Source organism: Streptococcus anginosus subsp. whileyi MAS624, assembly GCF_000478925.1.
GTDB classification, from domain to species: Bacteria; Bacillota; Bacilli; order Lactobacillales; family Streptococcaceae; genus Streptococcus; species Streptococcus whileyi.
The window spans coordinates 1,045,192-1,057,350 of sequence record NZ_AP013072.1; the positions used below are offsets into that span (position 1 = coordinate 1,045,192).

A 12,159-nucleotide genomic window follows, 5' to 3' on the forward strand; every position below is an offset into this window, starting at 1 on the left:
TTTAATTCCCAACACTGGAGAATTTTTTCATGCCGTATTTGAATAGAGCGTAGTTGATAGTAAAAATAACAAGTAGGACTAAAGGAAGTAGCAAACCAATCCAGCTTAGATTTAAAAAATAAAGAGCTGGAAAAAAAGAAGTAAAAGCATAAGGAAATACAAAAATTAGTATCAATTGGATAAAGGTTGGGTAAATTTTGATAGGGTATTGTGCCATTTGATTGAGGGAGAAAATCCCCATTGTGATAGGGAAAGATTCGACAATCCAAAAAGCAAGAGCAGTAGGTCCTAATTGAATAGCGGCATAGAGTAAACCAATACAAATACAGATAAAGGCAAAGAGAAGTAGATGAAAAATGTTCCAGTGCAGTCCGAGTAAATGATAGGCTTGATAAGTTGCAATAGCTCCCATTAGTGTTGTGCCAAATCCTTGTAGCTGCACGCGTTCACAAATTAGCTGAAAAAGAGGATTGATGGGCATGATAAGCAGGCGTTCAAACTCACCTTTGCGAATATAGCGGCTTCCAAACATCCAAAGATTGTCAAAGAAAATCAGGTGAACGGATCGTCCGATAGTTGCCATTCCATAAATAAATAGCATTTGTCCATAGTTGAATCCAGCAATTTCCTTGATATTTGCAAATAATACATTTAAAAAGATTAAATAAACAATCTGTTCAATCAAAGAAGAAATAAGTCCAATAAAGAAGTCCATCCTATAAGACATACTAGCAATCAAGTAAGCTTTGAGGTTATAAAAATAAATGCTGATGTATTTCATCTTCAACCTCCTAAAATGACTAAACGACGTTTAGCTTGGTACCAAAGTAGAGCAATAAAAGCTGAAAGTATCGGAATCCAAGCCAACTGAATCCAGAAGAGCTCAAAATTAACCTGTCTTCTCAAAAGGATATTGACCGGAAAATTAACAGCAAAGCTATAAGGTAATAGTTTCAAAATGTTTGCAATGTTTTCTGGATAAAAACTTAGTGGCAAAAGCGCTCCTGAAGCGAGTGAGAAAAGCCCGTTTCTGAGAATCAAAATTCCCCAAGTATTTGCCGTGAAGAAGGCTGTTAAGCTAAATCCTAAATCTAACAGGAGGATGATAAACATTCCTAATAAACTAGAAAATAGGAAAAGCAAGCCTGTCTGCCAATTTGGAAGATAAAGCTGTCCTTGAAGCAAAGGGATAACTAATAAAATTGGAATGAATTTGACAATTTCAACGATTTTGACAGCAAAGTCTTGGAAAAAGAGAGAAGTAATGAGGGAATAAGGATAGAGTAGCTCGCCAGTAATATTCCCATCAACAATCATTATAGACAAATCCCGTCCAATGCTGAAACTATTTAGATTTCCCAGTAGATTTGCAAAGATAATATAGGTTGTGAAAGTTTCTAAAGTATAACCATTGACTTGAGATTGGGTGAAAAAAATGGTTTTCCAAACGAAAATAGAGACTAGAACTTGTATGAAAGTACGAATCAGGGTCGCGACAAAGAAAGATTTATATTGAAGTTGCGTAATAAGAGCTAATCGTGTGATATGAATATATTTACTCATCAAGCCCCTCCTCATAAATTTGTTTGACGATATTTTCAATTGTCAATTCTTTGATAGCTAGGTCTTCGATTGAATAATGCTCAAAAATCTGATTGATAACTTGGGCATTAGTATAAATATCCGTCTGATAATGAATATTGAAATGATAAGAGTCAATTTTCTCAAAACGAAAACCATTGATTTGGAATAGCTCTTCTATTGGCGTTTGCGTTTTGAAAGAAATGGTTTTAACTGTTGAAAATTTTTCTCTTAATTTCGTCAGACTTCCATCATAAACCTTTTTGCCCTTATCAATAATGAAAATTCGTTCGCAGAGCGACTCAATATCCTGCATATCATGAGACGTAATGAGGAAAGTTGTCTGATACTCTTTATTCATAAAGCGAATGAAAGAGCGGATGGTTTCTTTTACACTGGCATCAAGACCGATTGTAGGTTCATCCAAGAAAACAACGGCAGGTTGATGAATGAATATAGCAGCAAATTCGCAGCGAACTCGTTGCCCGAGCGAAAGATTACGAACAGGCTGGTGAATAAAATCTCCTAGCTGCAACAGGTCAATTAATTGCTCCAAGCGTTCCTCAAAAACTTTATCAGGAACGTCGTAGATTTTCGCATGCAAAATAAAAGATTCCAGCACAGGAATATCCCAACGTAAATGTGATTTTTGTCCGAACAAAACGCCAATCTTCTTATTGACTGCTGTCCGATGTTTCTGTGGGGTAAGTCCATTAATTTTAACACTGCCTCGATCTGGATAAAGAACACCTGTCAGCATTTTTATAGTCGTGGACTTTCCGCTTCCATTCGAACCAATATAACCAACAATTTCACCTTTTTGAACCGTTAATGAAATATTCTGTACAGCGTGAATTTGTTTTTTCTTAGGGTGAAAAAAGGCTTTGATAGAACCTTTAAGGCCTAATTCTTTCTCGACAATACTATATGTCTTATATAATTGATTTGCTTCAATCATCATTATCTCCTTGTGGCAGAAAACGTTTGCGTATATTCATTATTATAACAAGTTCACGAAATCTGTGCAAGTGAATTTTATGGAATGATCTTTTACACAGAAAAAAGGATGAGACAAAATTGCTCAACCTTTTCTTTGATTTCTTTAGATCAATGACTGGAAGCAGCAGAAGTAGCATCTGCCTCACTCGTGCTCTCGCTGTGACTACCTGTATCCGAAGCACCGGAAGTTGCATCAGCTTTAGCCTGTCCTCCTGCAGGAGCGAATGGACCGCTTCCGCCAACTAGCTGCTGACCAGTTGTTTCCAAGTACCATTCCAGCCATGGTCTGAAATTAAAGACAATTTCATTGATACCAGCGTAAGAGCCGTCTGGATAGTACATGGCCTGATAATTGTGTGTATTTAAAACTGGTGAATGCGGATTTGGAATCAGGGTGCGGACATATTCTTGATTGCCGTTACGCAAGGTTCCGACCACCCACTCTACATTTTTCATTCTGCCAGTCGGAAGTGAATTGTGAACCGTTGATAGGCGGTTTCCTGACTGAGATGGTATACGTTTTGCCAGCATGGTATCAGGGTCTTGATGTGCATTGTTGTAGTAGAGGAATTGATTGTTGTCATCGGCGTAAGTCAGTTCAAAAGGCATGGATTTCAAGAACATATTGATCTGATCCACCGTTAAAATACCGTGGTCTAGTTTTACATAGGTATCTCCTGAGACAGCGCCCACCATGGCAGCGGCTTTTTCAACCCATTCAGGATCATCTGGGTCAATGCCTTGAATCGTTGTTGCGATAGGTTTGGTAACATCTAAATTTTCTGGTTCAATTGGTTTTGGTTTTTTCAATTTTGAAACGACCTCTACATATTTCATAAAATTATCCAAGCAGGTTTCAAGGAATTTGACGGTTCCTTCGTTGGTAATATTTCCCTCATCGTCAAAGGCTTCTTTGGCTTTTCCAAGCAGAAATTCATTTCCGGGAAGAGTATAAGCATTGACACCTGGTGCGTCAAGAATTTTGCGTAAATGGGCCTGTGCGCGTGAAGTTCCTTGATCGTAGTAAGAAGTGCCCACAATCATGACAGGCTTGTTTTCAAATGGGTGAACTTCAAATGACAGCCACTCAAGCACGCTTTTCAGAGCGGCGGTAATGGTATGGTTGTGCTCAGGTGTTGCGATAATGACTCCGTCTGCATGGGTAATTTTGTTGTATAGGAGGCGAAGCTGGAAAGATTCGTCCCATTTTTCGTCTTGATTAAATATCGGAACTTCATCAATTTCCAAGACTTCCAATTCAAATTTTAGTTTAAAATGCCTTCTGATAAATTCCAGTAATTTACGATTATACGATTGCTCTGCATTTGAGCCTACAATTCCTACAAATTTCATTGCGTCATTCTCCTTTGCTTACAAGTTTTCCCAGTCAAAGTTTTCAGCTTCTTTGTGCAATAATTCCTGCGCGCTGGATAGTTTCTCGGTAATTTTCACAAAAAGACGGAAATCATCAAAGAGTGCATCTAATTTCTGAATGGTTTCAAGGTCGATGAGATTGCCTTCTTTATCAAATGCCTGCAGAGAGTGCGACAGCAAAAATTCAGAGCCAGGCATGACGGAAGATTTCAACTCAGGGGCATCCAAAATCTGGCGAAGCTGTAACTGTGCACGAGACGAACCCAAGGTTCCAAAGGAAGCACCTGTAATCATCACGGGTTTATTGAGCAATGGGTAAATGCCGTAAGATAGCCAAGCCAGAGCACTCATGAGCGAAGCTGGGATAGAGTGGTCGTATTCAGGCGTTCCGATAATGACCCCGTCAGCCGCTTCGATCTTTTCAGCAATTTCCGTTACAATAGCTGGAAGTTTTTTGTCTGCGGGTTTATTGAAAATGGGAATATCTTTGATTTCCACTAGTTCAATTTCTGCTTTATCTGCAAAATGTTTTTGCATATATTGTAATAGTTGGCGATTGGTGGAACGTTTTGAATTTGTGCCAACTAAACCGATGAGTTTTAACATAATTATTTCCTTTCCGATATTAAAATAGCAATTCTGGTTTTAAACCAGAAGAATAGAATAATTGATCTTCTTTTGTAATCCCTAACGCTTCAATCTGTTCTTCTTTTTCGACTTGTTCTAGAATAGACGATGGGCTTTCGCCAAATAATCGGGTTGTCCAAATTTCACCGTCTACAGAGCGATTAGACACAATCGTTAAACTAGCGACATCTGTCTCCACAGGATAACCTGTATTACCATCAAGAATATGGTGATAGGTTTGCCCTTGTTTTTCAAAGGTTCGCTCATAAATTCCCGAAGTCACAACGGATTGATTTACGATAGGAAGAACAGCCAGATTATTCCCGCGGGTTAATTTGGGATGCTGGATTCCAATCCGCCAAGGACGCTTAGAAACTTGGTTGATACCTAGGGTTAATACATTCCCGCCTAGATTGATGAGAGCAGAAGTCACGCCTTTATTTTTTAAGAACTCCATCACTTTATCAGCAATATAGCCTTTTGCAAGTGCTCCAAGGTCAATTTTCATTCCTTCTTTTGCCAAAAAAACACTAGAAGAAGCAGAATCGAGTTTAATAAAAGTAGGTTCTATTAAAGAAAGGCAATATTTGATTTCTTCCGGCTGAGGCACTTTGGCGTCTGGAAAACCAATTCGCCATGTTTGTACAAGTGGGCCGATAGTAATATTTAAGTGACTATTTTGAGCTAAACTGTGCTGTTTTCCTAACTCAATTAGCTCAAACAAATCAGGATGTACCTGAACCCATTGCTTTCCAGCTTGATGGTTGATTTTCATCAACTCCGAAGCATCATCATTTGCACTAAAGCGTTTCTCATACAGAAAAAGTAGTTGAATAACCTCGTCAAGTAACAAGTCTGCCTGATGATGAAGAATCAAAATTGTAATCGTCGTTCCCATTAATTGAATAGAACGAGAGCTGAAGTCCACCATATCACATCCTTTCTACAAATAAAAAATACATATCTATTATAACAGATAGATAGATAGATAACGTTTTCACAAACTTTTTCTATAATTTTCTGACAATTTCAACAGAGCTGTCTGCCTACAAGATGAGATAAAAACTACATTGAGATTAGAAATGAAATCATTCATGAAAAGTTCTATCAAATTGATAAGAAATGTAATATTTTTCAGTTTTATGAACAAATATATTGTAAACGTTCACACGAGATGTTATAATAAGTCTGTAAATTAAAATTAAGGTAGGAATTGCTCTATGAGTAAAATTGTCGTTATCGGTGCCAATCATGCCGGCACAGCTTGTATCAATACGATGCTTGACAACTTTGGAAATGAAAATGAAATTGTTGTGTTTGATCAAAATTCAAATATTTCATTTTTAGGATGTGGAATGGCACTTTGGATTGGAAAACAAATTGATGGTCCAGAAGGTTTGTTCTATTCAGATAAAGAAAAGCTTGAAGCTAAAGGTGCTAAAGTTTATATGGAAAGTCCTGTTTTGTTCGTTGATTACGACAAAAAAGAAGTGACTGCACTTGTAAATGGGCAAAAGCATGTAGAATCTTATGAAAAATTGATTTTTGCCACAGGTTCACAACCAGTTATTCCAGCAATAAAAGGCGTAGAAATTGTTGAAGGTAATCGCGAATTTAAAGCAACTCTTGAAAATGTTCAATTTGTAAAATTGTATCAAAATTCTGCCGAAGTGATTGAAAAGCTGAAAAACAACGAAGGTATTAATCGTGTTGCTGTTGTAGGAGCTGGTTACATTGGTGTTGAACTGGCAGAAGCTTTCGAACGTCTCGGAAAAGAAGTGACCTTGATTGATGTGGCAGACACTTGTCTTGCTGGTTACTACGATCGTGAATTGTCTGACTTGATGAGTAAAAACTTGGCAGATCATGGCATTAAACTTGCCTATGGTCAAACTGTGCAAGCGGTTGAAGGTGAAGGCAAAGTTGAACGGATTGTAACGGATAAAGAAACGTTTGATGTTGACATGGTCATTATGGCTGTTGGCTTCCGTCCAAACACGGCTCTTGGCGCTGGCAAAATTAAGCTTTTCCATAACGGTGCTTTCCTTGTTGATAAAAAACAAGAAACAAGCATTCCAGGAGTTTATGCAGTTGGTGACTGTGCAACGATTTATGACAATGCTCTAGATGATATGAGTTATATCGCCCTTGCTTCAAATGCTGTTCGTTCAGGTATTGTCGGAGCTTACAACGCTACTGGTCATGAGTTAGAAGGCATTGGTGTGCAAGGCTCAAACGGTATTAACATTTACGATCTTAAAATGGTTTCAACTGGTTTGACATTGGAAAAAGCAAAAGCTGCGGGTTATAACGCAGTTGAAACAGGATTTAATGACCTTCAAAAGCCAGAATTTATCAAACACAACAACCATGAAGTAGCTATTCGTATCGTATTTGATAAAGATACACGCGTCATCCTTGGAGCACAAATGGCTTCACACGAAGATATTTCAATGGGTATTCATCTCTTCTCACTTGCAATCCAAGAAAAAGTGACCATTGATAAATTAGCGTTGACAGATATTTTCTTCCTGCCACACTTTAATAAACCTTATAACTACATTACAATGGCAGCATTGACGGCTGAAAAATAAAGATAGGCTATTGAATTTACAAACCAGTTTCGTATGAGACTGGTTTACTTTTTTATCTGGATTTCATTCTCTAAAACAATTTCCGCAAGCAATAATAAAAATAGAAAAATTATGCTAAAATAGAAAGAGAATATATTTGGGAGGCAACGATGTCTGTTCAGACAGAAAAAGGAATATCAAATACCAAGAAAGAATTTGCGTTTACATCTAGTTCGGTTATTCTGCAAGTTTCAAGAGGAATTTTAGTCGGGATTATTGTAGGTGCAATTGTCGGTTCTTTTCGTTTTTTGATTGAAAAGGGATTTCATATTGTTCAACATTTCTATCAGCAAGGACATGATAGTATCATTGGGTTTGCTTTTATTCTGTTATTTTATGCTTGTGTCATTTGGATTAGTGCAAAATTAACGCTTTCAGAAAAGAATATTAAAGGTTCTGGAATTCCGCAAGTGGAAGCAGAGCTGAAAGGACTGATGAGCTTGTCATGGTGGAGTGTCCTCTGGAAAAAGTATATTCTAGGTGTTTTAGCCATTGCAAGTGGCTTAATGTTAGGACGTGAAGGCCCAAGTATCCAGCTGGGAGCAATGGGTGGAAAAGGAATTGCCAAACATCTTCATTTAAGCCCTGTGGAAGAGCGTTCTTTGATTGCTAGTGGAGCGGCAGCAGGGCTGGCAGCAGCTTTTAATGCTCCGATTGCGGGTTTACTGTTTGTTATTGAGGAAGTCTATCATCATTTTTCGCGTTTCTTTTGGGTCTCGTCTTTGGCGGCAAGTTTAACGGCAAATTTTGTTTCACTTATGATTTTTGGAATGACCCCTGTATTAAATATGCCAGATAATATTCCTCTGATGGGACTAGGGCAATACTGGCTTTATTTGTTGTTAGGAATTTTTCTTGGTTTTTCAGGATTTTTATATGAAAAAGTAGTTCTAGCTATGCCTCGCATTTATGATATGATTGGAGAAGTTTTGCACCTTTCTCCGCAATATTATCCTATTATAGCCTTTATTTTCATTTTTCCAGTAGGATATTTCCTTCCACAGCTTTTAGGCGGTGGCAATCAACTGGTTCTCTCTTTAACCAGTCAACACTATCTGCTATTAACATTAGTGATGTTTTTCGTTATTCGCTTTATCTGGAGTATGATTAGTTATGGTAGTGGGCTTCCTGGTGGTATTTTTCTCCCCATTTTAGCTCTTGGCTCTCTTTTGGGAGCAATTGTTGGTGTCGTTTGTGTGCAGTTAGGCTTTGCAACCCAAGAGCAATTTCCTATTTTTATTATTTTAGGTATGAGTGGCTACTTTGGTGCAATTTCTAAAGCTCCATTGACAGCAATCATATTGGTGACTGAGATGGTTGGCGATATACGAAACCTCATGCCTCTTGGTTTAGTGACTTTAGTGGCATACGTTGTAATGGACTTGTTGGGCGGAGCACCCGTGTATGAAGCTATGCTAGAGCGAATGTTACCAGATAACGTGGTAGATGAGGGCGAGACAACCCTTATCGAAATTCCAGTCTCTGAAAAAATAGCGGGTAAGCAAGTTCATGAGTTGGAATTACCAAGAGATATACTGATTACCATGCAACACCACAACGGAAAGAACCAAACAGTGAATGGCAGCACGCGCCTGTATCTAGGAGATATGATTTATGTGGTATTGAAAAAATCAGATATTGGACGCATTAAAGATTTACTATTATAAAAGAGGAGGATCTCTTTTTTAGAATCTGAAAAAATAACTTGCAATTTCCGAACGATAAAAAATATTATACGTTATTATATTGTAATTTCTGTACCTTGTGTTATAATACTAATGGAAATGTCAGGAAAGACGTAGCGATGCGAAAGCATAGGTAGGTCATTTTTAGCATAAAATTAAAGGAGAATGACATGCTGAATGAATTTCCTATTTTTGACTATGAAGATATCCAATTGATTCCGAATAAATGTATCATCAAAAGTCGCTCAGAAGCAGATACGACCGTTACTTTTGGGAAACACACCTTCAAACTTCCTGTTGTTCCAGCTAACATGCAAACAATTCTGGATGAAGATGTAGCAGAAAAATTGGCGAAAAGTGGCTATTTCTACATCATGCACCGTTTTGACGAAGCTGGCCGCATTCCTTTCATCAAGCGCATGCATGAGCAAGGACTGATTGCGTCTATTTCAGTTGGCGTGAAAGATTATGAATATGATTTCATTAGTCAATTGAAAACAGACGCTCCAGAATATATCACGATTGATATTGCGCATGGGCATTCAGATAGTGTCATTGAAATGATTCAACACATCAAAAAAGAACTCCCCGATACTTTCGTGATTGCAGGAAATGTCGGGACACCCGAAGCTGTTCGTGAGCTGGAAAATGCTGGAGCAGATGCAACCAAAGTTGGCATTGGACCAGGGAAAGTTTGCATCACAAAAGTAAAAACTGGTTTTGGTACAGGTGGCTGGCAATTAGCGGCTCTTCGTTGGTGTGCAAAAGCTGCTCGCAAACCAATTATTGCGGACGGTGGTATTCGTACGCATGGCGACATTGCCAAATCTATTCGCTTTGGTGCTACCATGGTGATGATTGGTTCCCTATTCGCAGGTCATATCGAAAGCCCAGGTCAAACGGTCGAAGTAGACGGTGAACAATTCAAAGAGTATTATGGTTCGGCTTCAGAGTACCAAAAGGGTATGTATAAGAATGTGGAAGGAAAGAAAATTCTTTTACCGGTTAAAGGACATTTAGCTGACACTTTGGTTGAAATGGAGCAGGATTTGCAAAGTGCTATTTCCTATGCTGGCGGAAGAGACTTAGCTGGTCTTAAGCACGTAGATTACGTCATTGTGAAAAATTCTATTTGGAACGGTGATGCGCATTAATAATAAAATAATTACTTATTTATATTACGAATTTGGCGTAATGTTTCTACAAGGCACCTAATGTCTAACAATAAGTAAGTCTTCAACTTTCCTGCTATGTTTTTAGCAAGGAATTTTGTATTCAGTTGGGTAACCAATTGTTTTAGGCTTGCTTTTGGCAAGCCTTTTGTTTTTTCTAAAAGGAGATTTTATGAAATTATTAGAAGAACGCATCCTAAAAGATGGAAATGTTTTAGGAGAAAATATTTTAAAAGTGGATTCATTTCTGACTCACCAAGTCGATTTCAACTTGATGAAAGAAATTGGTAAAGCGTTTGCAACCTATTTTCGCTCGGCTGGTATTACAAAAGTTGTGACAATTGAAGCATCTGGCATCGCACCTGCTATTTATACAGCAGAAGCATTGGGCGTTCCGATGATTTTTGCGAAAAAGTCAAAAAACATTACTATGACGGAAGATATTTTGACGACAGAGGTCTATTCTTTTACCAAACAAGTGACAAGTACGGTCTCAATTGCAGGGAAATTTTTAAATCATCATGATAAAGTGCTTATTATCGATGATTTTCTAGCAAATGGTCAAGCAGCTAAAGGGCTTGTTAATATCATTGAACAATCAGGTGCCCATGTGGAAGCGATTGGTATCGTAATTGAAAAATCATTCCAAGAGGGAAGAAAGTTGCTAGAAGAAGATAAACGAAAAGTCGTTTCTTTGGCTCGTATTCAAAAATTTGAAAATGGAAAAGTTGTATTTATGGAGGCTGATGCATAATGGAACTGAAAGAAGAAAAACATTCACAGGCGGCTGTCTTAGGTTTGCAGCACTTATTAGCAATGTACTCTGGGTCAATCCTTGTACCCATTATGATTGCTGGTGCGCTAGGTTATTCGAGCCAACAGCTGACCTATCTTATTTCCACAGATATTTTTATGTGTGGTGTGGCAACATTTTTGCAATTGCAACTCAATAAATATTTCGGAATTGGCTTGCCAGTCGTACTTGGCGTTGCTTTTCAATCGGTTGCGCCTCTGATTATGATTGGTCAAAAACATGGAAGCGGAGCTATGTTTGGAGCGCTCATCGTTTCCGGTATCTACGTTCTTTTGATTGCAGGCATTTTTTCTAAAATTGCTAATTTCTTTCCACCAATTGTGACGGGCTCAGTCATTACTACCATTGGTTTAACACTTATTCCTGTTGCGATTGGCAATATGGGAAATAATAGTGAAAAACCAACTGCACAAAGTTTGCTGTTGGCTGCTGTCACGATTTTAATTATACTGTTAGTAAATATCTTTGCGAAAGGCTTTCTAAAATCCATTTCCATTCTGATTGGCTTAATTATTGGAACGATTATTGCCAGCTTTATGGGCTTAGTAGATTTTGCGCCAGTAACTCAAGCTCCTCTTGTACATGTTCCGACACCGTTTTATTTTGGAATACCTAAGTTTGAACTTTCATCCATCGTCATGATGTGTATTATCGCAACAGTTTCTTTGGTAGAATCAACAGGTGTTTATTTTGCACTTTCAGATATTACAAACGAAAAGTTAGATAGCATTCGTCTGCGAAATGGTTATCGTGCAGAAGGACTTGCAGTGCTTCTTGGCGGTATTTTTAACACTTTCCCTTATACAGGATTTTCACAAAATGTTGGTTTGGTCAAACTTTCTGGAATTAAAACACGGCTCCCAATCTATTATGCAGCAGGATTCTTAGTCTTGTTAGGATTGGTACCGAAATTCGGAGCTTTGGCACAAATCATCCCAAGTCCTGTACTCGGTGGTGCTATGCTTGTCATGTTTGGTTTTGTTTCTGTTCAGGGAATGCAAATGCTAGCGCGAGTTGATTTTGAACACAATGAACACCATTTCTTGATTGCCGCTGTATCTATTTCCGCAGGAGTCGGTCTAAATGGAAGCAATCTTTTTAACAGTTTGCCAACTGGCTTACAAATGTTTTTCTCAAATGGAATTGTTATGGCGAGCGTCATTGCGATTGTATTGAACCTTATTTTAAATCGTGAGAAAAAATAAAACTCGACAAGAGGCTGGGAGGATTTTCTCCTAGCTTTTTTGACTATTTTGAGCGCTTATAGTATAGTT

The 12,159-nt window shown here is 38.1% G+C and carries 11 protein-coding genes and 1 riboswitch; of the genes, 5 read left to right on the forward strand and 6 right to left on the reverse strand.

The window, feature by feature from the left end; genetic code table 11:
- Position 1: 1 nt before the first annotated feature.
- The 6 genes from ANG_RS05290 to ANG_RS05315 form a co-directional block, all read right to left on the reverse strand.
- Complete coding sequence (locus tag ANG_RS05290) at positions 2-781, reverse strand: ABC transporter permease (RefSeq protein WP_003034553.1); 780 nt, start codon at positions 779-781, stop codon at positions 2-4.
- Between the two features lie 2 nt (positions 782-783).
- Complete coding sequence (locus ANG_RS05295; protein ID WP_025271760.1) at positions 784-1,563, reverse strand: ABC transporter permease; 780 nt, start codon at positions 1,561-1,563, stop codon at positions 784-786.
- Positions 1,556-2,539 (reverse strand): ABC transporter ATP-binding protein, encoded by a 984-nt coding sequence (locus ANG_RS05300; RefSeq protein WP_003034417.1) that lies wholly within the window; start codon positions 2,537-2,539, stop codon positions 1,556-1,558. Before ANG_RS05300 ends, ANG_RS05295 begins: the two co-directional genes overlap by 8 nt.
- Before the next feature lie 149 nt (positions 2,540-2,688).
- On the reverse strand, positions 2,689-3,933 hold the full coding sequence (locus ANG_RS05305) for an NAD(P)H-dependent oxidoreductase (protein WP_025271761.1): 1,245 nt from the start codon (positions 3,931-3,933) through the stop codon (positions 2,689-2,691).
- Positions 3,934-3,951: 18 nt separating this feature from the next.
- Complete coding sequence (locus ANG_RS05310) at positions 3,952-4,560, reverse strand: NADPH-dependent FMN reductase (RefSeq protein WP_003034452.1); 609 nt, start codon at positions 4,558-4,560, stop codon at positions 3,952-3,954.
- 19 nt (positions 4,561-4,579) lie between these two features.
- Positions 4,580-5,509, reverse strand: a complete 930-nt coding sequence (locus ANG_RS05315; protein WP_020999599.1) for an FAD:protein FMN transferase — start codon at positions 5,507-5,509, stop codon at positions 4,580-4,582.
- A gap of 292 nt (positions 5,510-5,801) precedes the next feature.
- On the opposite strand from ANG_RS05315, the gene nox reads away from it, so the two are divergent.
- The 5 genes from nox (at position 5,802) to ANG_RS05340 (ending at position 12,090) form a co-directional block, all read left to right on the forward strand.
- A complete protein-coding gene (gene nox, locus ANG_RS05320) occupies positions 5,802-7,175 on the forward strand; it encodes a H2O-forming NADH oxidase (protein WP_025271762.1) in 1,374 nt (457 codons plus the stop codon).
- Positions 7,176-7,324: 149 nt separating this feature from the next.
- Positions 7,325-8,881 (forward strand): ClC family H(+)/Cl(-) exchange transporter, encoded by a 1,557-nt coding sequence (locus tag ANG_RS05325; RefSeq protein WP_025271763.1) that lies wholly within the window; start codon positions 7,325-7,327, stop codon positions 8,879-8,881.
- Between the two features lie 188 nt (positions 8,882-9,069).
- Positions 9,070-10,053: a GMP reductase gene (gene guaC / locus ANG_RS05330; protein WP_020999600.1), complete on the forward strand. Its 984-nt coding sequence runs from the start codon at positions 9,070-9,072 to the stop codon at positions 10,051-10,053.
- Positions 10,049-10,144, forward strand: a riboswitch (purine riboswitch). Its footprint overlaps the gene before it by 5 nt.
- Before the next feature lie 99 nt (positions 10,145-10,243).
- Positions 10,244-10,825, forward strand: a complete 582-nt coding sequence (locus ANG_RS05335; RefSeq protein ID WP_003034405.1) for a xanthine phosphoribosyltransferase — start codon at positions 10,244-10,246, stop codon at positions 10,823-10,825.
- Complete coding sequence (locus tag ANG_RS05340; protein ID WP_025271764.1) at positions 10,825-12,090, forward strand: nucleobase:cation symporter-2 family protein; 1,266 nt, start codon at positions 10,825-10,827, stop codon at positions 12,088-12,090. The genes ANG_RS05335 and ANG_RS05340 overlap by 1 nt, the downstream gene beginning before the upstream one ends.
- Positions 12,091-12,159: the final 69 nt, after the last annotated feature.